We start from the raw sequence: 25,881 nt of genomic DNA, 5'->3' as shown, positions 1-25,881 counted from the left end.
GCTGCGATTTGAGCCGGTATGCGCTCAAATTCGCCCTCGCGCGCGCACTCCTAGATATTATCCAGATACAGCCCCAGTGCGCTTAGAGGCTGGCGCTGCTGATGCGAGATGGAGTTTATCATCTCGCCCACCAGCGCGGTTTTGGCGTGAGCTAGCACCGAGCGCCTATGCCCAAGCTCCTTTTTTTCTAGCTCCTTTTCGTGCGTGACGTCGGTGACTGCGAGGATAAATCCGTCAAATTTCACTCCGCCCTCAAGCACGTTTGAAACGTTTAGCCTGTAGCTTTTTTGGTTCTTTTTTACTATAAAATCGCTCGAGTTTAGCGGGCTATTTTTGAGATTTTCAAAGCTTTTTAGCTCGTCCAGCCCCTGTGCCGCAGCGATCATCTCGTCAAATTTCGCTCCGTAAAAAACCTTGGGCGCTAGAGCGAAAATCCGCTCGAATTTTTTATTTATAAATTTAATTACGCCCTTTTTGTCCGCGTACAAAAGCCCCAAATTTAGCGTCTTGGCAAAGGCCCGCGCAACCTCGCTAGGCCCGTTTGCGTTACTCTTTATAGCCCGCAATGTCAAGCCCAAAGCCCTTTAACGCGACGAAATCTTTGTTTTTATTCGCGCTTAAAAGCTCGATACGGCTGACGCCTAGCTTGTGTAAAATTTGCGCGCCGATGCCGTAGTCCTTGACCTGTCCGCCGCACTTCTCCTCGCCTTGTAAAAACACCGCGACGCCGCCGTTTTTGGATAGATACTCAAGCGACTCCAGCAGATCGGCGAATTTATCGGAGCACAGCAGCTCCACGTCGCTTGAAATTTGATGAAATTTGACCGCGGTTTTGTCTTTTATCTCGCCAAAAACAAAGGCATAGTGGCGCTCGCCCTTGTGATCTAGGATCTCGCATTTTATGGCGTCAAAGCCTGCTATCTTAGCCGCGCTTTTTTCTTTTATCTCGATTAGGCTTTCGTGTCTTAGGCGGTACTGCACGAGCTCGGAAACCGAGACCATATTTAGTCCGAATTTCTCGCAAAATGCCTCCAGATCTGGCCTGCGAGCCATATTACCGTCCTCTTTTACGATCTCGCAGATGACGGCTGCTTGCGTTAGGCCGGCAAGCTTACATAGATCCACCGAGCCTTCGGTGTGTCCCGTGCGGCTTAGCACGCCGCCTTTTTTAGCGATGAGCGGGAAAATATGCCCAGGGCGCACGAAATCCTCCGGCTTTGACATCGGATCGGCTGCTAGGCGGATCGTGACGTCGCGCTCGTAGGCGCTCACGCCCGTCGTCGTGTTTCTAGCGTCTATGGTGACGGTAAACGCCGTCTCGTGGCAGGACGTGTTTTTATCCACCATCAAATTTAGATCGAGGCGACGCGCGATCTCCTCGTTTAGCGCGAGGCACAGCACGCCTTTTGCGTGAGTTATGGCAAAATTTACCTTTTGCGTGTCGCTAAAGGTCGCCGCAAATACCAGATCGCCCTCGTTTTCGCGATCCTCATCATCGACCATGACGACCATTTTGCCGTTTTTTATATCGTTTATGGCCTGCTCTACTCTATCCATTGTTATTCCTTGTTTAAAATTTTAGGACAATTATACATTCTTAGTTTTAAAGAAGCGGTAAAAGCGAGGATAAATTTAAATCCTCTCCAAACGATCCGCGCGGCGCTATTAAACAAATTTAGCTTACGTAAAGCGGTTAATTTCGTGGATTTACCCAAGGCGATTTTAGGCTATTTTTTGCGTCTTTTGGCTAAAATCTCGCTTTTTAAAGGAAATTTATTGAGCTTAGTTTCTCTAGCCGCCATCATGCTGACGCATTTTATCGCTATTATCGTGCCGGGGCCAGATGTATTTTTGATACTTCGCGTATCGCTAGCACACGGCTTTAGATATAGCTTTTATGCTTGTTTGGGAGTCTGCGCCGGCATAGTTTTATGGGTTTTTTTGACGGCGTTTGGACTAAAGGCTCTTTTTGAGGCCACGCCGCTTATCAGATACGCCTTAGCGCTGTTTAGCGTCTGTTATCTGCTTTTTTTGAGCTTTTTACTATTTCGCTCCGCCCGTAGCAAAAAAGCAAACAAAGAGCAAATGCAAAAAGAAAAAAATGTAAGCGCAAAGCATTTTTTTATCCTCGGGATGCTTACAAATATCTCAAATCCTAAGGCTATTTTGTATTTTGCTAGCATTTTTTCTAAATTTATCGACGAATCCGCGCCGATAAAAGATATTTTTTTATTGATCGGCGCGATATCCGTCCAAAGCGTATTCGTTTTCGTGCTTTTGGGTAGGCTTTTTGCCGTAAAAAAGGCACGCGAAGCGTTTTTGAGTCGCCAAAAGACGCTTGATAGCGTTTGCGCGACGATTTTTGCGCTTTTTGCGCTTGCTATAGCGTATGATTTCGTTTCTCAAATCCTAAATAAAGGCTAAATTTGCTTCATTCTATCATAGATACTATCGTCTCTTACGTGAGTCAGTGGGGGTATACGGGCATCTTTTTGATGATGTTTTTAGAGAGTTCGTTTTTTCCGTTTCCAAGCGAAGTGGCGATGATACCGGCGGGCTATCTCGCGCACGAAGGAAAGATGAATCTATTTGCAGCTTGGGCCGTCGGAACGGCCGGCAGTCTCGCAGGAGCGGCGTTTAACTACTATCTGTGTTACTTTTTTGGACGGGAGCTCGCGCTAAAATACGGCAAATACGTCGGTATCACGGAGGAGAAAATGCGCAAATTCGAGGCGTTTTTTAACAAGTACGGCGAGATTTCGACCTTTAACTGCCGCCTGATCCCCGGCATCCGCCAGTACATCAGCCTGCCGGCGGGCCTTGCGCGTATGAATATCTTTAAATTTTGCCTCTATACGGCTTTGGGTGCGGGCATCTGGGTCGCCGTACTGCTTGCAGTTGGCTGGTATCTAGGTAAAAACTACGACAAAGATACCTTTAGCCACATCGTGATCGCCCTGCTCGTAGCAGTCGGCATACTTACCGCGATTTATATCTTTTACGTAAAACGCCAAAGCAAAAAATCAAAAAACGGCGCAAAAGAGCCAGAATAAACCGCCTCTAAACTAGCCGCTAAAGGAAATTTAAAATTCGGCTACCATGCGGGTTTATTTTGCTAAATTTTACCGTGCAAAAAATATAGAAAGTTTTTGCCTTAACTTTTAGGCGCAAATAAATTTCCGCCGATAATCAAAAGCCGCAAAACGGCTTTGAGTCTGCTTAAATTTAAGAAAATTTCGGCTTTTAATCAAAATCCGTATAAATTTAGATTTTACGCCTTAAGGCGATAAATTTAAGCACCTTTAAACCCTCGCGAGCAAGGTTAAAAAATGAAAATTCGGCTCTTTTTTCGCCTTTGCTTTTCAAATAATAGCCGCGCAAATCAAGCGCCAAAAGCGCGATAAGAGACGGAAACATATAGATATTTATGGCGATAAGTACGATGCGAAGCGTAACGGTGTCTTGTAAAATAGCTTGTAAATTTAGGCTATTTTCAATACTGACGTAATAAACGCCGATCACTGCAAAAAGCGCGGCGATACGTAAAATTTTAGATACGATTTCGTTGCCGAGTTTTGAGATATTTTCACTCACGGCTAGCGATAAAAATAACCAGCAAAATATCCAAATAAGCGCAAAAACCACGTCTAAAAATAAATTTTCATCGTAACGCTCGCGTACGACGATAGCAAAAACGGGCGAGAAAATCAGACTCAAGACGAACCAAAAAAGCGAACGAAACGCAAGCAGGACAAAGCACGCGTAGATACAAGCGCTAGCGGCAAGCAAAAGCCACTCGACCCTAAAAACGAGCGCGAGCCCGTAAATGCCGACGCAAAGCGTAAAAAGGCCGCAAAAGAGCGAATAATAGCCCTCAAGCAGCCTCGTAGCCTTTAAATTTATATTTTCAAAAAAGTTTAGCACGCGTGGATCACGAAATTTTCTTTTGTTTCGGGCGAAAGACCTTCATCACGCTCTCATCAGTCTCTATAAATGCGCCGCCGATGAGATCAATGCAGTACGGAATCGCTGGGAAAACCGGCTCTAGGCACTCTCTGATCGCCTTTGGCTGGCCGGGTAAATTTACGATGAGCGCGTGCCCTCTGATGCCAGCCGTTTGGCGCGATAGGATCGCGGTGGGGACGTATTTTAGGCTAGCAGCGCGCATTAGCTCGCCAAAGCCGGGCATCATCTTTTCGCATACGGCTTCGGTTGCCTCAGGCGTCACGTCGCGAGGAGCCGGCCCCGTGCCGCCCGTAGTCAGCACTAGATCGCAGCCTAGCACGTCTATCATGTGTTTTAGGCGCTCTTTTATGAGCTCGATCTCATCGGGAATCACCTCGTAAAAATACTCGCGCTCGCTCGTTATCCAGCCGTCTAAAACCTCTTTTATCGCCGCGCCCGATAGATCGTCGTATTTGCCCTCGCTAGCGCGGTCGCTCAGCGTCAAAATTCCGATTTTTGCTTTCATTTTTTTCTCCTTTAAATTTAGTTGTAATACTCTTTGATAATTTTGCCCAGCGCGTCTTTGTCGATACTCTCAAAAATCTCGATATGCTCGCTGATGCGCTCTAGCTGCGTTTTCATACCGGCTAAAAACGCTCCGACCTCGGCGTATGCCTCTTGTAGTAGCTCCTCGGCATCCGCCGCATTTGGTATCAAAGCGCGCCCCATACCATACTCAAAGACCATATTTTGCGCTATCTCGCGAGCTTTTTGGATGTCGGCGCCCGAGTTTGAAAAGGTATCGTCTTTGACCATCTTTAGCGCGCTCATACCCGCCAAACATACCTTGATGCGAGCAAACATCTGCGAGCGCGACTCTATCTCTCGCTCAGGACGCATAAACTGCTCCTCTACGAGCGAAATTTTTTCAAATTCTATCCCGAACCAATACGCCGCCAAAGCCTTTGCGCCCTGATAGAGCGCCTGGATGCGCTTTTCCTCGTCGTTGTAGCTTAAAATCCTCTTTTTTCCGAGCAAGACTTTGTTTAAAACGCTTTCAAAATCGCTAAACTCTATCATCTCGCCGCCGCGTCTTAGCGCGTTTATCGCGGCTTCATTTACCAGCGTAGAAAGAGCCGCTCCGCTAAAGCCGACGCTAATGCGCGCCACGTCTTGCGCATCTACGCTCGTGTTTTTGTCTTTTAGATAGGATTTTAAAATCTCGACCCTATCGGCAAAATCAGGCATCGAAAGAAAAATACGTCTATCAAATCGCCCCGAGCGCAACAGCGCCTCGTCTATCATCTCTATGCGGTTAGTTGCAGCGATAACTATGACGCCCGAGTTATCCTCAAAGCCGTCCATCTCGGTCAGCAGCTGATTTAGCGTAGCCTCGCGCTCGTCGTTTCGGTTACCGCCGCGCACCTTGCCCACGGCGTCGATCTCGTCGATAAAGATGATAGAGGGCGCATAGGCTTTAGCCTTTAAAAACAGCTCATGCACGCGTTTTGCGCCCATGCCGACGTAAATTTGCACGAAACTCGCGCCGCTTTGGTAAAAAAACGGCACTCCCGCCTCACCTGCCACGGCCTTTGCTACTAGCGTCTTGCCCACTCCTGGAGGCCCGACCATCAGCACGCCTTTTGGCATTTTGATGCCGAATTTTTTATATTTTACGGGATCTTTTAGAAAATCCACTATTTCGCCGAGCTCAAATTTGACGTCTTTTATACCCGCTACGTCGCTAAATTTGACGTTTGAGATAGCAGGCTGCACGGAGCTAGCCGAGATATTTTCATACTCATAGGCGTTTGCTTTTTGATTCTCGTTTTGAGCGGCGAGTTTTTGCTTTTTAAACCTCGCATAAACCGCAAGCCCCGCGAAACAGATAACAAGTAGCGCTAAAACGGCCAAAATTTCATCCAGCACGGGCGTGTCTTTTTTTATATCTACGGGCGCTTTTTGCATGAGTTTTCGCACGTCTACGCCGTCTTTTACGATGAGGTATTTACGCCCTCCCTTGGTCGTTAGCTCGATCTGGCCGCCGTCTATCGTCGCGCTCTCGATCATACCGCCCTCTAGTAGCTTTTCGTAGCTTTCATACATTATGTTTTTTGGTTGGCTTCTACCGACGGCGATAGCTAGCAAGACCGCTAAAAGTACTGTTAGGATGAGGATTATCTTTTGTTTATTTAGCTTAAATTTGCGCATAATCTCCCTCGCTTTTTACTTCAAATTTATCTATAACCGCCCACTCTTTTAAAATTTGCTTATCCGTTTTGATTTTTACTTTGTTGTAAAATTGATCAAAACCCTCGTAAAATTCTCCGTTTAGCTGTTCGACTAAAACGTTTAGGCTCCCGCCTTTTTTGGCGTACTCTTGCCTAAATTTAAAATTATTTTCCGCTACGATTTGCTTTAAAATTTTAAGCCTAGCCTTCGCCACGTCGCCGCTAACGTCCGTTTTCATATCCGCCGAGTGCGTGCCCGTGCGCGGCGAATACGCAAAGCAGTGCAAATGCGTGAGCGGAAATTTTTTAAAATTTTCTAGCGCCTCGCTCCAGATATCCTCGCTCTCGCCCGGATGCCCCACGATATAGTCGGTTCCTAGCGCAAAACCCATCTGGCTAAGCTCCAAAAATAGCTCCAAATCCCTAAAAGCCTGATTTCGCCGCCTCATGATGCGTAGCATCGTCTCGCTCGTGTGCTGAAGCGCGATATGCAGATGCCGCTCTAGCCAGCTCTCTTTTAAAATCTCGCGAAAGCTTTCGTCTATCTGGCTAGGCTCTATACTGCCTAGCCTTATGCGCTTTATGCCGCCTATTTTACCGAGCCTACCTAGCAAGCGACCCAGGCTTGAGCCCGTATCCTTGCCGTAGCTGCCGATATTCGTGCCCGTTAGCACCAGCTCGTTGTAGCCGTTATAGGCTAAAATTTTAGCCTCGCGCAAGATCGCTTCCTCGTCCATACTGCGCGCCTTGCCGCGGACGGCTGGGATGATGCAGTAGCTGCAGGCAAAGTCGCAGCCCTCTTGGATCTTGATAAAGGCTTTAGTGTGATTTTCGTAGTTCGTTACGATATTTTTGTCGATACTTTTTAAATTTCCCAGCTCGAAAAACGGATCTTGCGACTTTAAAAGCGCGTTTATATCCTCTTTTTTACTAGCGCCTATCACGCCAAAAACCGCGCTTTTGTTAAACAGCTCCTTGCCCTTGCTCACCGCGCCACATCCGGTTAGTATCACTCTAGCGCCGCGTTTTTTTATGCCGTTTATGTAGCTGCGCGCGCCGCTATCTGCGGAGTTTGTGACCGTGCAGGAGTTTACCACTACGATGTCGGCTTCGTTTTCGTCGCTAACGATATCGTAGTCTTTGACGTAGCTTTTCATCAGCTCGGTGTCGTAGATGTTCGTGCGGCAGCCGAAGGTTTTAAAAAATACCTTTTCTCGGCGCGGCTCTTGCGGGGTCAAATTTGAGTTTGATTTCATATTTCCTCGCCGCCTTCGCCTATCGGCTTTGACTCGCCGGCTTTTACGCGTCTATCCATATAAATAGTCTGCGTAGGATAGGCGATCACGATGTCGTCGTGGCTAGCGATAGCCTCCATGATCTCCGCGCTTATCGTGCTTCGCAAAGATAGCGTGGCAAAGGTATTTGCCATATACCAGACCGAAATTTTCACGCCGTAAGGCTCGATAAAGGTAAACACGCGCGGCTCGACGTTTGGATTTTTGATGCTGTATTGATTTCGCAGCTTACTCATTTGTTTTTTGGCTATTTCCGTGTAGCCTTTAGAGTATTTTCGCGCGATATCTTTGATGATGTGAGCGGCTTTTTTATGATTTGACTCAAAGCTACAAACTACGTCTATACCGTCCCATACGGTTTTCATACTGTGGTGCGAGTAGTTTGCTATTAGATCGGTGAAGATATAGTTATTTGGCACAAATATAATTCGCCCTGCCCTGCGGTTTGAGTTTACGGTCACGATCGTAACGTCCTCGTAAATAGTCATCCTAAGCAGCGAGATATCGATGATGTCGCCCACGACGTCCTCTCCGTCTTTGCGCACCTTTATGCGGTCGCCGACGTGAAAACTACCGCCAAAAACGATGACCGTCCAGCCTAGCATACTCATAAACATATCTTTCATCGCTATCGCGATACCCGCAGACGCAAAGCCTAGCACCGTGACTAGATAGGTTACGTTTTCTATATAGGCAAAAAGCAAAATCACGACGATTAGCGTGATATTTACGAGATTTATAAATTTATTCGCCGTGTAGAGGCGCTCGTTATCCGTGATCGTTTTTTTAATGATAAATTTAAACAAAAACGAAAGCGCGACCGAGGCGATTATAAAAATCACGATGTCAAGCGCCTTTTTCATCTGCGCTTTTATATCCTCGCTCGTGCGGTTTATCGCCTCGTTTACTCGCTTTTCGTACACGCCGTAAGTAGTCTTTGCGATATCGGCCGCCGCGTTAAATTCGGCAAGCTCCTGCCTGGTCTCGTTTAGCTCGTCTAAAAACTGCGCTTCGTCGCTTAGCTTTACGATTTGAGATAAAATTCGCTCTTTTTTACCCAGCTCGTCCGCGGTTTTAGAAAGCCCTTCTAAGCGGTTTTTGTATTCGTCTTTTTCGCTTTTAAGCTGTTTGATGTATGAAAAACCGGGGATTACCGCGACGGGATTGGTTATCTTTTGTAAAATTTCAATCTCGGGAGCCGTTATCATGCTAGAAAACGGAGCTTTTTGAAACTCTTTTAAAAGCTCGATCTGCTCTTTTAGCGTGCTTTGCTTTTTTTGTAGCTCGAGCACTTTTTCCGTATTTTTGGCCTGTTTTTTTATCGCGGCCTCCGTTTCTTCTAGCTCCGCGCTTAGCTTTTGAAACGTGTTATAGTTTGAGTAGCGAGTAGCCCAAACGTTATCGGATAGCTTGGACTCTATAGTATCTAGCGAGCTTTTTAGTTCGGCTAGTTGAGCGTCTTTTGCGCCGTAGTCATCGGGGATATCGTCTACCGCCCAAACCGCCGCCACGGCGATTAAAACAAATAAAATTTTTTTCATTCAAACTCTCTTAAAACGTCCATTACAAGCTCGCGCGGCACGTCTTTTCGTATCTCATATGCGCCGATACCTCGCGGCAGGATAAATTTGATCGCCGAGTTTTCCGCCTTTTTATCAAGGAAAAACGCCTCGTAAAAGCCGCTTGCGTTTGGCACCTTGTAGCTTATCGGCAGGCCGAATTTAACTAAAAGCTCCGCCGCGCGCGCCTTTTGCTCCTCGCTCATGAGGCCAAGCTTCACCGCTAGCGCGTTAGCCATATTCATACCGATCGCCACCGCTTCGCCGTGTAGATATTTTTTGTAGTTCGTTTCGTTTTCTATCACGTGAGCGAAGGTGTGTCCGTAGTTTAGCACCGCTCGTACGCCTTTTTCGCGCTCGTCGGCCTCTACGGCGGCGGCCTTTATCTGCACGCAGCGGTAGATTAAATTTTGCAAATTCGCCTCATCCGTCAAATTTGCGCTCTCCATCCACGAAAATAGCTTTTCGTCAAAGGTTACGGCCATCTTTACGGCTTCCGCAAGGCCTGCTGCAAATTCGCGCTTTTCAAGCGTTTTTAAAAATCCCGTTTCGCAGTAAACGGCGCTAGGTTGATAAAACGAGCCGATTAGATTTTTGCCGAATTTGTTATTTACGCCCGTTTTTCCGCCCACGCTAGCATCCACTTGCGCTAGCAGAGTAGTCGGGATGTTTATAAATTTGATCCCGCGCTCAAAAACGCTCGCTGCAAAGCCCGCCATATCGCTCACCACTCCGCCGCCAAGTGCGATGATCACGCTGCTACGGTCAAGGCGGCTAACAAAAAGCTGCTCCAAGATCGCCTCGATAGTTTGCATATTTTTATACTCTTCGCCGTCTGGGACGCTGATAACGAATTTTTGCGGACAATCTATGCGTGAGAGTAAATTTTGCAGATAAAGCCCGCCTACCTTTGCGTTGGTCACGATTGCGACTTTAGCGTCAAATTTAAGCTCTTTTAGCTCGTTTATATAAACGCCGTAGCCCGGCTTACCGTCAAATTTTATATCTATTTTCATCGTATTCTCCGCTTTTATTTTATCCAAAATAGCCTAATTTATCGGTATAAAAATTTGATAATTATCGCTAAGGCGCGCGTATAGGCGGTTCATGTCGTTTGAAAACGCCGCAAACGGATCGGGTCTGCTTATTTTTTTGCTAAAAGGCACGAACTGAATCAAATTTTGCTCGTTTTTTAGCTTTAAAATAGGATTTATATTTCTATCCTCGACTATCTCGACCTTACGTCCGAAAATTTTAGAAAGGCTATCAAAATGCTCCTCCGCACCCTCGCCGCCGCTAAGAGCGCCGAAATGATATAGCGAGATTTGCGTATCTAGCTGCGCGCAGCAGTCCATGATGACGGCTGATTGGTTTTCTATCTCGTCGCCAAAACCGCTACTTAGTATCACGCCTTTTTTTATCTCGTCCGCGTCGCCTCGGCCTATAGTAGTTACCGGCCTTTTAAGCTCAAATAGCATCCTTTTGTGGGCCGAGAAAAATTTATTATCGGTTACTATTAACCCGACGTCGTTTTTAAATACGTCGTCTTTTATCTGTTCTACGCCGCGACCGAAAAAATCAAACGTTACCGCAACCCTCTCGTCTCCGACCGATTTTAGTTTCTCGTAGGCTAAATTTAACGTCGGATTTACGACCTTGACGTAGAGGCGTTTGCTATTTAGCTTTTCGTGCAGTTTTAGGCTCTGTTCTAGCAGCCGTAAACAAGCCTCTTCTCCCATGGCGCGCATATCTAAAAACAGATAAGTGTTATGTCCAAAAGGGCTTGGAAACTGCCCCGTTTCTTTTTTCACGCTTCTAAATACGCTTAAAAGCACGCTAGGCTCGCCCACTATCAGCAAAACGTCGTTTGGCAGGATCATTAAATTTGGCTTTGCGATCATGAAATTTGAGCCGCGATAAACCATCGCGATGCGCCATTTTTTCTGCGTTATGGAGCTGATATGACGGTACATAAACGAGCTTCCTACGGGTACTTTTACTTCCATTATTTCGCCTTGTCCAAGCCCCACGTTATCGGCTACTACGGGGATATCTGGCAGATAATCCATGAGCCTAGCCGTCACGATGCCTCGCCCGTCTAAAACCGTTAGATGCGAGTCGTCCTCTAACCCGCCTAGCCCCCAAAGATCAAGCATTAAAATTTCCGTTTTTTTGCTGATTTGACGCAGATTGTTATAGACGCTAACCGTCTCAAAGCCGTCTTTTAGCATTATCATAAACTGGCTAAAATAGCCGCTAACTACCTGCTTAAGACGATCAAAACTCGTCGGATCAAAGCGGTAAAAGGTAAAATTTTCTAAATTTTCCCCTCCCAAAATCTCTTCGTCCATAGCAATAACCGTGTAGTGATGAGCGTTATTTCGCGCTACGAATAGTCTTTCTAAGAAATATTTAGCTACAATGCCGTCCGCAACTATCAAGATATTTTTCATTAAAACTCCAAATTTAAAGGGGCTATTATATCAAAATGACTTTTAGTATAGATAAAACGGACGGTGCGGCGCGCGCGGGCACGCTAACGACCGCTCACTCGACGATCAAAACGCCCGTGTTTATGCCTGTGGGTACCGTAGGCGCAGTTAAAAGCCTAGACGCGGTGGATATGATGCAGATTTTAGATGCCCAAATCATCCTAGGCAACACCTATCACCTCTACTTGCGTCCTAGCAGCAAGGTCGTAAAAGAGCTCGGCGGCCTACACGGCTTTACTAAATTTAACCGCTCGTTTTTAACCGATAGCGGCGGTTTTCAGGCCTTTTCGCTAAGCAAAATCTCAAAACCGGACGAAAACGGCATCAAATTTAAAAGCCACATCGACGGCAGCGCGCACTATTTTACGCCGCGCTCGGTGCTAGATACCCAGTACGACCTAAACTCCGACATCATGATGATCCTAGATGATCTAGTAGCACTTCCCGCCGAAAAAAAGCGCGTGGAGCTAAGCATAAAACGCACGATAAAATGGGCGCGAGAGGCGATAGATTATCATAAATTTAAGCAAAATAACGGCGAAGGGCTCTCGCAAAATATATTCGGCATAATCCAAGGCGGCACGGACGAGGCGGCGCGTAAATTTTGCGCCGAGGCTCTATGCGAGATGCCCTTTGACGGGCTTGCCATCGGGGGGCTTAGCGTAGGCGAAAGCAACCAAGAAATGTACGATACCGTGCAGGCCGTGATGCCCTACATCGACGCGGCGCGTCCGCGCTATCTCATGGGTGTAGGCACCCCCGAAGACCTCGTAGAAAACGTGGCTCGCGGCGTGGATATGTTTGACTGCGTGATGCCGACGCGAAACGCGCGCAACGGCACGCTATTTACGAGTTTCGGCAAGGTAAACATAAAATCCGCAAAATTTGCAACCGACCGCGCTCCGATAGATCCCCAGTGCGACTGCTACGCATGCCGCAACTACTCTCGCGCCTATCTTAGCCACCTATACCGAGCGGGCGAGCTGACGTTTTTCCGACTAGCGAGCTTGCATAACTTGCACTATTATCTAAATTTAATGCGACAGATGAGAGAAGCGATAACGGCGGGCGAATTTGAAAAATTTAGGCGAAATTTCTACGCCAAACGCGGTAAAGACGCGCCGAGCATATAAGGCAAAACGGTGAGCGAGCGCGATATCTCGGGCTACTTTTACGCCGATGAGTGCGAGTACGTCTATCTCGTCACGGACGGTAGCGAACAAAACTATAAATTTATCTTTAAAGACGACAAAATTTACGCCCAGGACGGCAGCGAGAGCGGCGCGGAGGAGTTTATCCGCGTCGTAAAAAAGATGACGAGCGAGTTTCGCGCCAAGATCTCCGAGCACTCCGCCCAGCTTGAAAGCTACGAGAAAATTTACGCGGGCAAGAGGGATTTTACTAAATTTATCAAAAAGCACGCGGTCTTAAAGTACGAAATACGCAAATTTCAAAATAAAATTTCGCACTTTTACGAGGCTCTGGCCATCTGTCAAAACGAAAGGCCCGAGCTTAAAAAACAGCTCAAAAACTACGTCTACGAAGCCGGCGTTCTAAAAAACGCAGCCTGCGAAAACGCCGCTAGGATAGACGATATATACGCGCATATACAGAGCCTAAAAAACGACAAAATAAACCGAAACATCTACATCCTCACGCTGCTTTCGGCGCTATTTTTGCCGCTAAATTTGATCACTGGATTTTTTGGGATGAATACGAACGGGATGTTTTTAAACGGCTTTCAAAACGGCACAGCTATCGTCGCCGGATCTATGCTTGCTCTTTTTGCGACGCTGGCGGGGCTGTTTTATTTCCTAGGCAAACGGCGCGAGTAATTTGCAAGGTCATTTGACGGCTAGCTAAATTTAACTAGCCGTCAAATTTGCCGCAAATTTAGCGCACCCCAAAAAAACCGCAAATCAGGCGCGCGGCATAGTTAAATTTACTCCGCTTTTCCAGCTGCCGCTTTATAGATACCGATTTCGTCTTGTAAAATTTTATATTTTTGAGCGATCAGGCTGATCCTACCTTCAAGCAGCGAATTTTGGGCCTCCAGATAGTTTTTTAACTCCGTTTTACCGTAGTCGTATTTGAGCTTATATATGTCGCTGATAGAGCTTATATTTCGCAAATTTTCGTTTAAATTTTGCAAAACCGCCTCGTCTTTTTGCAGGTTTTTGTAGCCGGCGTCGATCTCGTTTAGCGCGGTCGTTAGCGTCTGCGCGTAGTTTAGCTTCATCGTCTCAAACTCAAGCTCGGAGATTTTTAACTTTGATTTAAGCTTAGAGTAGTTTAAAAACGGCAAATTTATCGCGATATTTCCGCTTAAGAAATTTAGCTTAAGCCCCTCGCTAGCACTATCGCCGCTACCGCTAAGCCCTGCGCCTACCGTGATGCTTGGATAGAAGTTCTTTTGGCTAACCTTGACCCCCAAAAGCGCCTCTTTTATACGCGAGATCGCGGCTTGCAAGTCGGGACGCGCGCCGATAGCGTAAAGAGGCACGTTTAAATTTACGCCCTGCGGCGAGATATCGCTCAAATTTCCGCTCAAATTTAACTCAAACTCGGGTCTAACGTTTAGCAGATTTCTTAGCGTTTTTTCCGCCGCGTCAAGGCTCTTGCCAGCGTTTAAAATTCTATTTTTAGCCGAGATTACCGAGCTTTTGACCTGTTTTAGGCTTAGCTCTTCTTCTTTGCCAAGCTTAAATTTAGCCTTTATGATGGCTTCTAACTCTTCGTAATTTTTTAGTGTCTTTTCGTATAGATTTATGCTCTCTTTTTGATACTTCGCTTCAAAATACGCGTCCGCGACGGAGTTAATAAGCGCGAGTCTGGCGGCCTGCAGGTCGTATTTAGTCGCGTTTGCCTCCCACATGGCGGCGTCTGCGGAGTTTGCGAGCTTGCGCCACAGATCGATCTCGTAGCTTAGCGAGATGCCGCTTTTGTAGCTCTCGCTCCAGTTGCCGCCCGTTTTTATATTTTTACCCGTTTCTGCGCCCAAATTTGCGTTAAAGCTAGGCACGAGATCAGCCTGCAAGACGCCTGCTTGAGCTAATGCTTTATTTACGGCGATGGCTGATTTTGCCAGATCTATATTATTTTTTAGCGCTAGCTCGATTAGCTCGTTTAGGCGCGCTTCGCCGTAGCCCGTCCACCACTCGCGGTTTATTTTTATATCGGCGCTTGCGTCCTCTTTTAGCAAAATTTGCTCGTAGTTTTCGTTTATCTGCGTTACCGCGCAGCCGCCGAGCAAAAAGGCGGCTAGGATTATGGAGATTTTTTTCATTTTATTCCCTTGTTAGAGCGTCGATCGGATTTAGCTTCGAGGCGCTGCGAGCAGGCATGTAGCCAAATATCACGCCTATCGCGCTAGAAACGACGAGCGCGACCACGATAGAGGTCTGCGAAAATATCATCTTTACGCCGGGCGCGAAATTTTCTGCTAGATAGCCGATGCCAAAGGCCGTTCCGACGCCGATTAGTCCACCGATGAGACACAGCAGCACCGCCTCGATCAAAAACTGCTCGAGGATATTTCCCTGACGCGCGCCGATCGCCATCCTGATGCCGATTTCCTTGGTGCGCTCGGTTACGGAAACTAGCATGATGTTCATCACTCCGATACCGCCCACTAGCAGCGAGATAAAGGCGATACAAGAGATCAGCAGAGTCATGGTTCTAGTAGTCTCCTCGATCGTTTTTTTGATCGTATCGGAGTTTCTGGTGAAAAAGTCCTTTTTACCGTGCTTGGCGGTTAAAATTTCAGTTAAACTCTGCTCTGCTATCTGCGCGTTTACGTTATCTTTTACCTTAACCGTGATGGACGATAGGTGCCTATCGCCGGTTAGTTTGTTTATGACAGCGGTATATGTAGAAAACGTGCGCAGGGTGCTGGAGTCTGCGAACATATTGTCGTTTTTGGCTACTACGCCGATGATTTTAAAGGGGCGCTTATTAAAAAGCACCGTTTTACCCAGCGGATCCTCGTTTTTAAAAAACTGCTCCCGAGTGGGCTGATCTATCACGATCACGGATGCCGACTCTGCGACCTCTTGGGCGGTAAATACCCGCCCGGCCTCTACCTTGTAGCCCATGACGTTTAGGCTCTCCTCGCTACCGCCTTTAATCGTAGCCGAGGCTGATTTATTGCCATAGGTGAGCGTACCACTAGCAGAGGCGTTTGGCGTGACGCTATCTAGATAGCCTTGCTTAGATAGCATAGTTGCGTCGCTAACGGTCAAATTTCTCACCCGCTCCGAGCGCATATCGCCAAAACCTTTGCCGTTTAGGATATCGATCGTATTAGTTCCGATACCGCGGATATCGGAGAGTATCTGCTCCTGCGAGCCCTGCCCTAGCGCCACGACGCAGATAACCGAGGTGATGCCGATGATGATGCCAAGCATCGTTAGCACCGAGCGTAGCTTGTGGCTAAGTATCGCGTTTATCGACATTTTAAAGCTCTCGATAAACTGATCTTTGTAAAAGCTAAAGATATTTTTACGCTTTGAGCTAGGTTTTTCGGAGGCAAAAATTTCCTCGTTTTTTACCGTATCGCTCAAAATTTTACCGTCTTTTATCTCGATGACGCGGTTTGCGTATGCGGCGATATTTGGGTCGTGCGTGACGATGATGATTGTGTGGCCTTGCTTGTGCAAATTCGTTAAAATTTCCATCACCATGAGGCCGCTTTTACTATCTAGCGCGCCCGTAGGCTCGTCTGCTAGGATGATCTCGCCGCCGTTTATGAGCGCTCTAGCGATCGAGACTCGCTGCTGCTGTCCGCCGCTAAGTTTACTAGGCAGATTTTGCAGCTTTTCGCCAAGGCCGAGCCCGTCTAAAATTTCGCTCGCCTTTTTATCGCGATCTTTTTTAGAAACGCCGGCATATACGCTAGGTAGCGCTACGTTTTGCAGCGTGGTTAACGTAGATAGCAGGTTATAGCGCTGAAATATAAAACCGAATTTTTCTCTGCGCAAACGCGCTAGCTCGTCGCCTTCAAATTTAGATATGTCGCGCTCTTCTAGCAGATACTGCCCGCCGCTTGGATTATCCAGGCAGCCAAGGATGTTCATGAGCGTGGATTTACCCGATCCGCTCTGCCCGATGATAGCGATAAACTCGCCCTTTTTTATGCTCAAATTTACGTCTTTTAGCGCGTCAAATACGTTATCGCCGAGTTTAAATTTCTTGCTTAAATTTTTAAGTTCTATCAAATTTTTCAAGACTTAGCCTTAGAACTTCATTCTTCTTTTTTCTTTTTCGAGCATTTCGCTGATTTCAGCCGCCGAATTTTGCTTCGTCACGACCTCCTCGCCCTCCTCTACTCCGCTTAAAATTTGAGTTTTTAGGCTATCGATTAGTCCCGTTTGCACCTCTCTTCGCTCGGCCGTTTCCAGTCCGTTTTTGTCTTTTTTTAGCACGTAGACTACGCTTTTGCCCTCTTCGTTTTTAACGGCTATCGAGGGCACTATGACGGCATCTTTAGCGCTATCTAGGATGACGGTATTTTGCGTGGTCATGCCGATCCTTAGCGTGCCGTCCGGGTTATCTACGATAGCTTTGGCATAGTAGTAAATCGCCGAACTACTCGAGCTTGAGGCGGTCGAGCCTGAGCTTGTAGTGGTGGTGTATTTGCCGTTGCTTAGCGTGGTGAGGCCCGGGTCGATAGAGCTAATACGAGCGTGAAATTTACGATTCGGCTCGGAGAGTATCGAGTACTCGACCCTTGAGCCTACTTTTATCTTTGTGATGTCACCCTCGGCTATCTCCATTTTTAGCTGGACTTTGCTTAGATCGGCGATATTTACGATAGTTGGCGTAGTTTGGTTTGAGTTTACGGTTTGACCCTCCTCGACTTGCACGGAGACCACGACGCCGCCTTTTGGAGCGGTGATTTTAGTGTAGCCAAGGTCTATTTGAGCGGTGTTTAGAGAGATTTTAGCCTGCGCGACTTGCGCTTCGATCTCTTTTAGCGAGGCTTCGTTTGCGGCTAGGGTATTTTTGGCGTTTTCAAACTCCTCTTTTGAGGTTGCGTTTTTAGCAAAAAGCTCTTGCTCGCGCTTAAATTTGGTCTTTGAAATCTCAAGCGCGACTTTGGCCGAATTTAACTTCGCTTCGTAAATTCCAAGTTGGGCTTTTTTGGTATCTACGTTATTTTGCTGAGTCGCGGAGTCGATTTCAGCGATCATGTCGCCCGCCTTTACGACGTCGCCGAGCTTTACGTAGAGCTTTTTGATCTGGCCGCCTACCTGCGCGCCAACATCGATTAGCTCGGTAGCATAGATCTCGCCGTTACTTTCGATACTTTTTACCAGCTCGCCGCGAACGGCTTTTGAGGTGATAAACTGATCGCCTTGCGGAACGTTAAAATTTTTATCGTAAAAGTAGTAACCCGCCCCAGCTAGCACGGCAAAAACCGCGATAAATTTGATAAATTTTTTCATTATTTCTCGCCTTTTTAAATTTAACGCGAGATTATATACAAAAACCCGTTAAGGCGATGTTAAGTAATTCAATTAAATTTTATTTTTCTTTAATGCTAGCCGCCGTATAATCGCCTTTTTAAAATTTATAACTCGGATTACGCAAATGTTTACGCAATTATTATCTATTTTTATCATTATCGCTTCCGGCTACGGGGCGAAAAAATTTAAGGTCTTTGAGCAAAAAAACGCCTCCGTTTTCATAAACTACGCGCTTTGCTTCGCGCTTCCGGCGCTGATTTTCGATAAAATTTACCACGTAAACATCGACACCACGCTTATAAACGTCATCGCCACGGGCTTTGCCTGTTCGATGCTGGGCGCTGCGGCGATATTTTTGGCGTGCAAATTTTTAAAATTTAACAAAGCCACGACCGTGAGCGCCGTACTGCTAGGAATGTTTGGAAACACCGTATTTATGGGCATGCCTATCATTAAGGGCTTTTTCGGAGAGGATGCGATGAACGAAGTTATCTTTTACGATCAGCTAGCTACCTCGATCCCGATTAGCATTTTTGGGCCTTTTATCCTGGCTTTTGGCGCTCCGGCAAAGGTTTCACTCGTGCAAAACGTGATGAAAGTGGTCAAATTTCCTCCTTTCGTCGCGCTTATTTTGGGCTTTTTGCTTCGCGGCGTTCCGCTTCCAAGGGTACTATTCGACGCGCTTACGCTTTTTGCGCAAAGCGTCGTTCCCGTCGCTCTTTTTGCGATCGGCATCGGGCTAGGATTTCGCAGTATCAAGAGCTGTTATAAATCAACCGCAGTGGTAATCGTCGGCAAGATGCTCGTCGCGCCGTTTTTATTCATACTCGTTACGATGATTTTTGGCGTAGAGTTCGGTCAAATTTGGATGATAGGTATCCTTCAGTGCGCCATGCCGCCGATGGTGCTAGCAAGCGCGATGATCATGAAAGCCGAGCTTGATAGCCAGCTAGCCGTAGCCGCAGTAGCCGTGGGAGTGGCGTTTAGCTTTATTAGCCTGCCGCTTTTATCGTATGTATTTAGCTTGATGGCTTAAATTTCACGCTCGTTTCACGTTTCTTGGCTAAACTTCCATCATAAATTTTCTTAAAGGAGATGCTATGAAAAAGTTAGCTTTAGTTGCGCTTAGCGCGTTTTTCGTTACAGGTTCTATCTTTGCCGCCGAGATGAAAGGCGATATGATGGAGAAAAAAGATACCATGATGGAAAAGAAGGACGCCATGATGGAGAAAAAAGACGATATGATGATAAAAAAGGACGAAATGAAGGGCGATATGAAAGAGATGAAAGACGATATGGGTAAAAAGAAAGACGATATGAAAGATATGAAAAAGGATAAGATGTAATGACGCAAATTTTGCTCGTAGAGGACGATGAGACGCTAAGCGAACTCATCAGCGAGTATCTGAGCGAACAAGGCTACGACGTGACCGTTCGCGCCGATGCTAAAGCAGCTCTAGATACCGCCTACGAGCGAAATTTTGATATCCTCATCCTCGACGTCAAGCTGCCTAAAGGCGACGGTTTCTCCCTTTTGCGCGAACTTAGGCGGCTTGGCGACGACACGCCTGCGATCTTTACCACCTCGCTAAACGCGCTACAAGACCTAGAGATCGGCTACAAAAGCGGCTGCGACGACTACCTTAAAAAGCCGTACGAACTAAAAGAGCTTTTACTTCGTATTCAAATTTTACTCAAGCGCAAATTTTCTCACGTAAATGACGAATTTATCGAGCTTGGCAGCGGATATAAATTTTATCCAAGCTCCAAAACGCTCCGGCAAAACGGGCAAATCGTAAACCTCTCAAACAAAGAAAGCGAACTTTTGGCGCTATTTTTGGAAAATAAAAACGCGCTGCTGAGCAAAGAGACGATATTTGAGAAAATTTGGAACTACGGCGAGGAGCCAAGCGAACTGAGCCTGCGAGTTTACGTAAAAAACTTACGCCGCATTTTAGGCAAGGACGCGATCATAAATAGGCGCGGCGACGGCTATATCTATGTCTGAGCGCTCCGCCGTTATAGCAAAAATCCTCTCGCTTTATCTCATCACTAGCACCATATTTTTGGGGTATTTTTTCACGAACGACTATAAAATGAAAAAAGAAGCCCTCATCTCAAACGAGGTAAAAAATCTAAAAGAGATCAAGATGGGTATCTACATGAAAGCGCGCATGGACGGGCTTGGCGCGGTAAAAAACTTTACCGCCGAAAAAGACGTCAAAGCCTGCATCGTGGCTAAAAGCGGTCAAATTTTATACGGCGAGGCGGGCTGCGATAAATTTGACGACACCCAAAGCAGCGCGGTCGCAGCAGACGGCCGAGTGGAGATATTTGAAGCCTTGCAAAACATGGACGAAGGCGGCGCGGACGAGCTAGCCACGGCAAAGATCGCGCTAAGCGGCAAGGACGTCACGAGCGAGCTAAATTTGCTACGGCTGCGGACGGTGCTAAATTTGCTTATCGTTTTAGGCGTCATCATGATAATCGCCTTTTATCTAGCAAAGACCGCGCTAGCGTCGCTACACGCCAAGATCGCCGCGCTAAATCGCTTTATAAAAGACTCTACTCACGAGATAAAAGCGCCCCTTAGCGTCATACTTATGAGCATCGAAACGGCAGATAAAAGTAGCCTAAGCCAGAGAAATTTAAAGCGCCTAAACAACATCCAAACCGCCGCCAAAACGCTAAGCCGCACCTATGAGGACCTAACGTATTTATCCTTTGGTGCCGAGCGCTGCGCACCAAAAGAGGAGCTAAATTTGAAAGATATTTTAAATGAGCGGCTAGAGTTTTTCGCTCCGTTTTTTGCCAAGCGAGGGCTTGATCTAAGGTTAAATTTAAATGACGCTCTCATAAATGCAAATGGCTATGAGCTAAAACGTGCGGTGGATAACCTACTAAGCAACGCCGTAAAATACGCAAACCAAGGCGGCTACGTCGCGGTTAGTTTGCAAGACGGCGAGCTAAAAATCTCAAATAGCGGCGAGGGGTTAAGCAAAGAGCAGCAAGATAAAATTTTCGAGCGATACACGCGGTTTAACGAAGACCAAGGCGGCTTTGGTATCGGGCTAAATTTGGTCAAAAGAGCCTGCGAAAACAACGCCATATCAGTAACCTGCGAAAGCGAACCTGGCAAAGAAACGACGTTTAGGTTGCGGTGGCAAGCATAAATTCGACATCAAATTCGGCGGTTTGGGCTTTGAGCCAAATTTGATATTTTAAATTTAGCATTACGCTATATGACCAAAATTTAATCCGACTCCTTTTTGAAGTAACAAAAACGACTTTACGAATTTTTTACGACTTTTGGCTCTTAAGCAAATTTCAGTCGTAAAATTTGCGCCGTGCGGTTAAAATCGCATGATGCATCCCGAGAATAAAAAGCGATTTTCATAGATTCTTAGCTCAAACCGTCCTTAAAACCTCGGGCCGTTTAGTTAAAATATTCCGTAAAGTTCCTCGCGATTAAATTAAGGGTTAAACCCCATCTTTAAAATTTCAAGACTTTGCGAGTTTAATAAAATTCGATTAAAATCTTAGTCAAATCCAAATTTGCAAGGCGAGTAAAGATTTCGCGCAGGCGTATGCTTGCGGTTTAAATTTACTCGCTATTTACTAGCGAAAGATTTCTGCAGCCGACCTCATCGCCCAGCTCGCATCCTATCTCGTAAAATTTCCTCGCCACGTCCCTGCTCGCCGTCTCTACGCCCAAAGAAAACTGATGCATGCTACCTAGATTCGTACAACTTTTAGCGTGTTTTAGCTGCACGCAGGATTTTTCGTAGAGTTTTATCGCGCGCACGAAGTCGTTTTTACGCGCGCCAAGCCCCAGGCGGTAAACGTTTGCGGCATTAAAACAGCCGTATTTATTGCCCGCTTGGCAGGCCTTTAAAAAAAGAGGTAAAATTTGATCGCTAGCAGGATCGATTTTTTGATAAAGAGAACCTAAATTCGAACACGCTACGCCCTCGCCGCTCTCGCAGGCCTTTTGATAGCAGAGCTTCGCACGCTCGTAGTCTTTGGCATTTTCAAATTTCACGCCCGTATCGTTGCACTCTTTTGGGCTTTTGCCGTCGCAGATGTTTTTTATTTCAGACTGCGTAACGGGCTTTGGCGGTGCGGGGGTTGCCTTTTTCGGCGCGGCGCAACCGCTAGCAAACGCCGCAACCAGCGCAAAAACGGCAATGTGCGAGATAGCTTGAAAAAAAGCGCGTTTCAAAATTTAGCCTTAAGAAAATTTTGCCTTAATCTTACCTTACGCTCGCCAAAATAACGCTTAAAATAAACTTTAAAATCCTTGGCAGTAACCAAACGGAGCCAAATTTGTAACAAATTTATCGCTCGTTAAAAGGGTATTTTTAGCGTATTAAGGCAAATTTACCCATAGTTTTATATCTAAATTCGGCACCTATCGTAACCTGTAAATTTACAAATTTAATACCGACAAAAAGCGCCGAATTTATAATCTGGATAACCGCATTAGCAAACCAAGCTACGCGGCAAAAAATCTAAAGGGCTTAAAAACTATACGTAAAACCTAGATTAAAGGTTCGCGGATCGCCGTAAACCATCTTGTTATTGCCGATGCCCTCGAAGTATTTTTTATTAAACACGTTGTCGATATTTAGCTGGATGTCGAAATTTTTGCTTATCCTGTAGCCAAACATCAAATTTGCCAGCGTGTAGGCCTTTTGCGTGATTTCGTTTGCGCCGCTACCGACGTAAATTTTACTTTTATACTGCACTCCCGCACCCGCTCTAAAGTCCGCTATAGAGTATTTGGCAAAGAGATTTGCCGTAGTGCGCGAGCTTTCGGTATCAAATTTCTTACCGTCGGCGTCCTTGGCGTTAAAGTGAGTAAGCCCAAGACCTAGGCTTAAATTTTGATTTATCTCACCGTTTACGTCCACCTCAAAGCCCTTGCTCGTTACGCCTTTTTTAGCTTCGTACGCGTCAGTCGTGGTGCCGGGGATCTTTTGTCCGGTTTTTGCGCCTAGCTTATCTTGCACGACCTTAAATACGCCAAAAGAGGCCGAAAGCGCTCCATCAAAATAATCGCCCTTTATGCCCATCTCATAGTCTTTACCTTGGATGGGGTCTAAGTATTTGCCGTTGATATCCTTTACGGTTTGGGGTTTAAAGATACTCGTGTAGCTAGCATAAAGAGTGTGATTTTCGCCGATATCGTACGTGATGCCTAGATACGGCGTGATTTCTTGCGTAAAGTTTCTGTTGCCGTTGCCGCCTGTTATGCGGTACTTATAGTAGCTCATCCTAGCTCCCAGCAAAAACTTTAGCTCGTCCGTGATTGAGAATTTATTAGCCAAATATACGGCCTTTTGCACCGTCTTGTCGGCGTTGTTTTGATCGGCGTAAGGAAACCTCGGATCGTCGATATGAAGGTTTTTAAAATCTATCCTAGTGCGTGCTGAGTAGGCTAGACCAGCCGGAGTCGTACGATTTAACCAATAACTACTGACCTTATCGGAGCTGTTTTGGTAGTTGTTATACATAGCGCCGAAAACCACCTCGTGAGGCAAGCTAAACGCTTCGTAGGGCATATTTATGTAGGCGTCTACGTTGTGGATATTTTCTTCGCGTTTGTTTGCGTAGGCGCTAAGCCCGCCGATGTCGCCCGTGTCGTCTAAATTTACCTTGCCGCCGTAGTAGAGCAAATTAGTATCCGTATTTGCGCGGCGGAATGAATAGGATAAATTTAGGCTGGCTTCGTTTTCAAAATAGTGCCTAAAATCGGCATAAACGTCAAAAGTCTTGATATCCCACCTAGTCCAAGGCTGCGAAAAAATTTCATTTTTACCAAACTCGCGCCTAGAGTCGTTTTTGTAAAACGCGGGCATTCCACCCCAGCGTACGCCGTGACGCTTTAGCTCCTGATAAAACGCGCCCAGGCTAAGCCACGAACTATCCATGATATCAGCATCCACTACGCCGTATATAGCGGTATTTTTACGGTTATAGTAGTCCATATACGAACGAGACTTCTCGTGCATAAAAGACGCTCTAGCCCGCACGCTGCCGTCAGCGGTCACCGGGGTTTGCACGTCGCCTGAAACGCCGTATCTATCGTACGAGCCCGCGCTTAGTTTAAAATTTCCCGTCAATTCTTTTGAATTTGCTCTTTTTCGGATGAAATCTAAGCTAGCCGCCGGATTGCCGGCACCCGCTAGCAGGCCGTTTGCGCCCTTTACGACCTCAACGCGCTCATAGGGCAACATGCTCATATCGTTTGCGCCTAGGCTAAATCCGCCAAAGCTTGGCATCGAATCAAGCAAATAATAATCTATCTTAAAGCCTCTTGCCGTAGGATATACGCGCTCGTCCCACTTGTTAAGCGTGACGCCCGGGATATTTCGCAAAAGCACCTGATAGTCGTTGATGTTTTGATCCTTTAGCCTAGCCTCAGTGATGACGGTTAGCGACTGGGGCGTTTGGCGCGAGGTGAGGTCTAGCCTCGTGGTACTTTTTACAAGCTCTTTGGCGTTGTATTTGACGTCGTCGCGCCTTTGTTCGCTAGTTACCTCGACGGCCTGAAGCGTCTCTTTGCCCGCTGTGTTCTCGCCGTTTTGAGCGGCTAAAATTTGAACGGACGCTAGCAAATTTATCGCCGCAACCGAAAACAAAATTTTATTTTTCATCTTTTTCTCCTTTTAAAATTTGATCTTTTTATCCATAAATAAATGCCCGAAACGCTAAGCGCAAGTGGAGCTAGCCCGCATAAAAACCAGATAAATTTGGTCGCGGCGTTATAGTCGCCGTAGTGAGCGCGCCTAAACGTCGATAAAAACTTATCCTTATTGCTTGCTAGCTCGATATCTTTTACATCGATTAAATTTGCGCTGTGTTTATCATAAGAAACGGTGCTTGAGTACTGGCTATGTAGGAAGCTTTGACTCGGTTTTTGCCCGTAAAGCGTGATATTTGCGCCATCATAAAACGGAAAACTAACGTAGTGCGTCTCAAATCCTGGCATATCCGAGGCCGCTTTTTGTACGAGGGCGTCGATAGAGATATTTTTATCGTAAATTTGCGGACCGATTACGAATTTAGAATTATCAAAAGGCGGCATAAACATAAACCTAAGCTCCCACCAAGCACCGCTAAGCGCGACTGCAAAGATAACGGGCGTAGAAAAAACGCCGATAAATTTGTGCGAATCGCTCATAAAAACCGCCATTCTCGCAAACCGAAGGCGCAGTAAATTCGTCCAAAAATTTCGGTAAACGATAAAGCCGCTAATCGAAATAAGAAAAGCAAAAATCGCCGTTAGTCCAAGCAAAATTTGACCGCTTTTTTCAAGAAGCAAATTTTCGTGAAGCTCGGTTATAACCCCGATGAGTCCGCTATCATGCGGCACGAGATCGCTTTTTATCTCTCCGCTAAAAGCGTCCAGATACACGCACGCCCACTCTTTTTCGCCCGCTCCGTGCTTTAACAGCCAAATTTTGTCCGTTTTTTGGGGATCTGCGTCGATATTCCAGCCTACTATCTCGTGATGCGGATACTCTTTTTCTATTTTTTCTCTTAGCTCGTCAAATTTAAATCTACTTTTTTGCTCGTTTTCGTCGCTATTTTTTTCGACGTAGATAACGCCTGGCATTAAGATATTATTTATCTCGTCTTTATAAACCAAAACCGATCCCGTAAAGCATGCGATAACTAGCGGAATGCAAAATATGAGTGAAATATAAGTATGAATTTTATACATCGTCTTTTTGTCAAGTATACTCACGTTTAAAATTCGTCCTTTTAAAATTTACTTTAAATCGGCGCGGATTTTAGCATTTTAAAAATTAATAATTTCTAAAACCGTTATCAAATAAATAAGGAATCTATATTTTGCGCTAAATATTTAAAAACAGGGTTTAGTA

Annotated in this window: 23 protein-coding genes; 8 read left to right on the top strand and 15 right to left on the bottom strand. The window is 46.2% G+C overall.

Features of this window, described 5'->3' with window-relative positions; translation table 11 throughout:
- Window positions 1–50: 50 nt before the first annotated feature.
- Together QZ157_RS05125 and QZ157_RS05120 are read right to left on the bottom strand one after the other, a co-directional pair.
- A complete protein-coding gene (locus tag QZ157_RS05125; protein WP_295142706.1) occupies window positions 51–566 on the bottom strand; it encodes a PAS domain S-box protein in 516 nt (171 codons plus the stop codon).
- Entirely contained in the window at window positions 547–1,557 is a 1,011-nt protein-coding gene (locus QZ157_RS05120) for a bifunctional 3,4-dihydroxy-2-butanone 4-phosphate synthase/GTP cyclohydrolase II (RefSeq protein ID WP_295142703.1), read from the bottom strand. Before QZ157_RS05120 ends, QZ157_RS05125 begins: the two co-directional genes overlap by 20 nt.
- A 219-nt stretch (window positions 1,558–1,776) precedes the next feature.
- On the opposite strand from QZ157_RS05120, the gene QZ157_RS05115 reads away from it, so the two are divergent.
- Both QZ157_RS05115 and QZ157_RS05110 read left to right on the top strand, forming a co-directional pair.
- Window positions 1,777–2,424: a LysE family translocator gene (locus tag QZ157_RS05115; RefSeq protein WP_295142700.1), complete on the top strand. Its 648-nt coding sequence runs from the start codon at window positions 1,777–1,779 to the stop codon at window positions 2,422–2,424.
- A gap of 2 nt (window positions 2,425–2,426) precedes the next feature.
- Window positions 2,427–3,053 carry a DedA family protein gene (locus QZ157_RS05110; protein ID WP_295142697.1) on the top strand — a complete coding sequence of 209 codons (627 nt, stop codon included), beginning with the start codon at window positions 2,427–2,429 and terminating at the stop codon, window positions 3,051–3,053.
- Between the two features lie 211 nt (window positions 3,054–3,264).
- On the opposite strand, the gene QZ157_RS05105 is transcribed toward QZ157_RS05110, so the two are convergent.
- From QZ157_RS05105 to QZ157_RS05075, 7 genes are read right to left on the bottom strand one after another with little or no spacing between them, the layout of a single operon-like run.
- Window positions 3,265–3,924, bottom strand: coding sequence for a nitrogen fixation protein NifR (locus QZ157_RS05105; protein WP_295142695.1), 660 nt, complete (start codon window positions 3,922–3,924; stop codon window positions 3,265–3,267).
- A gap of 7 nt (window positions 3,925–3,931) precedes the next feature.
- On the bottom strand, window positions 3,932–4,471 hold the full coding sequence (mog, locus tag QZ157_RS05100) for a molybdopterin adenylyltransferase (protein WP_002951483.1): 540 nt from the start codon (window positions 4,469–4,471) through the stop codon (window positions 3,932–3,934).
- A gap of 17 nt (window positions 4,472–4,488) precedes the next feature.
- Window positions 4,489–6,156 (bottom strand): ATP-dependent metallopeptidase FtsH/Yme1/Tma family protein, encoded by a 1,668-nt coding sequence (locus QZ157_RS05095; protein WP_295142692.1) that lies wholly within the window; start codon window positions 6,154–6,156, stop codon window positions 4,489–4,491.
- Window positions 6,143–7,432, bottom strand: a complete 1,290-nt coding sequence (gene mtaB / locus QZ157_RS05090; protein WP_295142689.1) for a tRNA (N(6)-L-threonylcarbamoyladenosine(37)-C(2))-methylthiotransferase MtaB — start codon at window positions 7,430–7,432, stop codon at window positions 6,143–6,145. The genes QZ157_RS05095 and mtaB overlap by 14 nt, the downstream gene beginning before the upstream one ends.
- Entirely contained in the window at window positions 7,429–9,012 is a 1,584-nt protein-coding gene (locus QZ157_RS05085) for a mechanosensitive ion channel domain-containing protein (RefSeq protein ID WP_295142686.1), read from the bottom strand. Before QZ157_RS05085 ends, mtaB begins: the two co-directional genes overlap by 4 nt.
- The gene (gene aroB, locus QZ157_RS05080) at window positions 9,009–10,046 is read right to left on the bottom strand and encodes a 3-dehydroquinate synthase (protein ID WP_295142684.1); all 1,038 of its coding nucleotides are present in this window, start codon (window positions 10,044–10,046) and stop codon (window positions 9,009–9,011) included. Before aroB ends, QZ157_RS05085 begins: the two co-directional genes overlap by 4 nt.
- A 33-nt stretch (window positions 10,047–10,079) precedes the next feature.
- A complete protein-coding gene (locus QZ157_RS05075; RefSeq protein ID WP_295142681.1) occupies window positions 10,080–11,483 on the bottom strand; it encodes a TrkA C-terminal domain-containing protein in 1,404 nt (467 codons plus the stop codon).
- A gap of 35 nt (window positions 11,484–11,518) precedes the next feature.
- Here QZ157_RS05075 and tgt point away from each other — a divergent pair, with 35 nt between their 5' ends.
- Window positions 11,519–12,655, top strand: a complete 1,137-nt coding sequence (gene tgt / locus QZ157_RS05070; protein WP_295142678.1) for a tRNA guanosine(34) transglycosylase Tgt — start codon at window positions 11,519–11,521, stop codon at window positions 12,653–12,655.
- A 9-nt stretch (window positions 12,656–12,664) separates the two neighbouring features.
- Complete coding sequence (locus QZ157_RS05065; RefSeq protein ID WP_295142675.1) at window positions 12,665–13,357, top strand: CorA family divalent cation transporter; 693 nt, start codon at window positions 12,665–12,667, stop codon at window positions 13,355–13,357.
- A gap of 107 nt (window positions 13,358–13,464) precedes the next feature.
- Here the strand turns inward: QZ157_RS05065 and QZ157_RS05060 are convergent, their stop codons facing one another.
- From QZ157_RS05060 to QZ157_RS05050, 3 genes are read right to left on the bottom strand one after another with little or no spacing between them, the layout of a single operon-like run.
- Window positions 13,465–14,808 (bottom strand): TolC family protein, encoded by a 1,344-nt coding sequence (locus tag QZ157_RS05060; protein WP_295142672.1) that lies wholly within the window; start codon window positions 14,806–14,808, stop codon window positions 13,465–13,467.
- Window position 14,809: 1 nt separating this feature from the next.
- Complete coding sequence (locus QZ157_RS05055) at window positions 14,810–16,738, bottom strand: MacB family efflux pump subunit (protein ID WP_295142726.1); 1,929 nt, start codon at window positions 16,736–16,738, stop codon at window positions 14,810–14,812.
- 18 nt (window positions 16,739–16,756) lie between these two features.
- Window positions 16,757–17,968, bottom strand: a complete 1,212-nt coding sequence (locus QZ157_RS05050; RefSeq protein WP_295142669.1) for an efflux RND transporter periplasmic adaptor subunit — start codon at window positions 17,966–17,968, stop codon at window positions 16,757–16,759.
- 145 nt (window positions 17,969–18,113) lie between these two features.
- On the opposite strand from QZ157_RS05050, the gene QZ157_RS05045 reads away from it, so the two are divergent.
- The 4 genes from QZ157_RS05045 to QZ157_RS05030 all read left to right on the top strand — a co-directional run bounded on the left by QZ157_RS05045 (window position 18,114) and on the right by QZ157_RS05030 (window position 21,162).
- The gene (locus QZ157_RS05045) at window positions 18,114–19,025 is read left to right on the top strand and encodes an AEC family transporter (RefSeq protein ID WP_295142666.1); all 912 of its coding nucleotides are present in this window, start codon (window positions 18,114–18,116) and stop codon (window positions 19,023–19,025) included.
- A 64-nt stretch (window positions 19,026–19,089) separates the two neighbouring features.
- Window positions 19,090–19,335, top strand: a complete 246-nt coding sequence (locus QZ157_RS05040; RefSeq protein WP_295142664.1) for a hypothetical protein — start codon at window positions 19,090–19,092, stop codon at window positions 19,333–19,335.
- Window positions 19,335–19,997 carry a response regulator transcription factor gene (locus QZ157_RS05035; RefSeq protein ID WP_295142661.1) on the top strand — a complete coding sequence of 221 codons (663 nt, stop codon included), beginning with the start codon at window positions 19,335–19,337 and terminating at the stop codon, window positions 19,995–19,997. The genes QZ157_RS05040 and QZ157_RS05035 overlap by 1 nt, the downstream gene beginning before the upstream one ends.
- The gene (locus QZ157_RS05030) at window positions 19,990–21,162 is read left to right on the top strand and encodes a HAMP domain-containing sensor histidine kinase (RefSeq protein WP_295142659.1); all 1,173 of its coding nucleotides are present in this window, start codon (window positions 19,990–19,992) and stop codon (window positions 21,160–21,162) included. Before QZ157_RS05035 ends, QZ157_RS05030 begins: the two co-directional genes overlap by 8 nt.
- Before the next feature lie 431 nt (window positions 21,163–21,593).
- Here the strand turns inward: QZ157_RS05030 and QZ157_RS05025 are convergent, their stop codons facing one another.
- The 3 genes from QZ157_RS05025 to QZ157_RS05015 all read right to left on the bottom strand — a co-directional run bounded on the left by QZ157_RS05025 (window position 21,594) and on the right by QZ157_RS05015 (window position 25,742).
- Window positions 21,594–22,211, bottom strand: coding sequence for a tetratricopeptide repeat protein (locus tag QZ157_RS05025; RefSeq protein WP_295142657.1), 618 nt, complete (start codon window positions 22,209–22,211; stop codon window positions 21,594–21,596).
- Window positions 22,212–22,509: 298 nt separating this feature from the next.
- Window positions 22,510–24,648: a TonB-dependent siderophore receptor gene (locus QZ157_RS05020; RefSeq protein ID WP_295142654.1), complete on the bottom strand. Its 2,139-nt coding sequence runs from the start codon at window positions 24,646–24,648 to the stop codon at window positions 22,510–22,512.
- The gene (locus tag QZ157_RS05015; RefSeq protein WP_295142652.1) at window positions 24,645–25,742 is read right to left on the bottom strand and encodes a PepSY-associated TM helix domain-containing protein; all 1,098 of its coding nucleotides are present in this window, start codon (window positions 25,740–25,742) and stop codon (window positions 24,645–24,647) included. Before QZ157_RS05015 ends, QZ157_RS05020 begins: the two co-directional genes overlap by 4 nt.
- Between the last annotated feature and the right edge of the window lie 139 nt (window positions 25,743–25,881).

Origin of the sequence: uncultured Campylobacter sp. (assembly GCF_905372745.1) — a bacterium.
Taxonomy (GTDB): domain Bacteria; phylum Campylobacterota; class Campylobacteria; order Campylobacterales; family Campylobacteraceae; genus Campylobacter_A.
This window is presented reverse-complemented; position numbering and strand designations above follow the sequence as displayed.

Bases quoted from the DNA above. Each gene is read 5' to 3' on its own strand.
- aroB (WP_295142684.1), bottom strand. From the start codon at position 10,046: ATGAAAATAGATATAAAATTTGACGGTAAGCCGGGCTACGGCGTTTAT.
- mtaB (WP_295142689.1), bottom strand. From the start codon at position 7,432: ATGAAATCAAACTCAAATTTGACCCCGCAAGAGCCGCGCCGAGAAAAG.
- QZ157_RS05040 (WP_295142664.1), top strand. From the start codon at position 19,090: ATGAAAAAGTTAGCTTTAGTTGCGCTTAGCGCGTTTTTCGTTACAGGT.
- QZ157_RS05035 (WP_295142661.1), top strand. From the start codon at position 19,335: ATGACGCAAATTTTGCTCGTAGAGGACGATGAGACGCTAAGCGAACTC.
- QZ157_RS05050 (WP_295142669.1), bottom strand. From the start codon at position 17,968: ATGAAAAAATTTATCAAATTTATCGCGGTTTTTGCCGTGCTAGCTGGG.
- QZ157_RS05045 (WP_295142666.1), top strand. From the start codon at position 18,114: ATGTTTACGCAATTATTATCTATTTTTATCATTATCGCTTCCGGCTAC.
- QZ157_RS05095 (WP_295142692.1), bottom strand. From the start codon at position 6,156: ATGCGCAAATTTAAGCTAAATAAACAAAAGATAATCCTCATCCTAACA.
- tgt (WP_295142678.1), top strand. From the start codon at position 11,519: ATGACTTTTAGTATAGATAAAACGGACGGTGCGGCGCGCGCGGGCACG.
- QZ157_RS05085 (WP_295142686.1), bottom strand. From the start codon at position 9,012: ATGAAAAAAATTTTATTTGTTTTAATCGCCGTGGCGGCGGTTTGGGCG.
- QZ157_RS05060 (WP_295142672.1), bottom strand. From the start codon at position 14,808: ATGAAAAAAATCTCCATAATCCTAGCCGCCTTTTTGCTCGGCGGCTGC.
- QZ157_RS05030 (WP_295142659.1), top strand. From the start codon at position 19,990: ATGTCTGAGCGCTCCGCCGTTATAGCAAAAATCCTCTCGCTTTATCTC.
- QZ157_RS05120 (WP_295142703.1), bottom strand. From the start codon at position 1,557: ATGGATAGAGTAGAGCAGGCCATAAACGATATAAAAAACGGCAAAATG.
- QZ157_RS05020 (WP_295142654.1), bottom strand. From the start codon at position 24,648: ATGAAAAATAAAATTTTGTTTTCGGTTGCGGCGATAAATTTGCTAGCG.
- QZ157_RS05075 (WP_295142681.1), bottom strand. From the start codon at position 11,483: ATGAAAAATATCTTGATAGTTGCGGACGGCATTGTAGCTAAATATTTC.
- mog (WP_002951483.1), bottom strand. From the start codon at position 4,471: ATGAAAGCAAAAATCGGAATTTTGACGCTGAGCGACCGCGCTAGCGAG.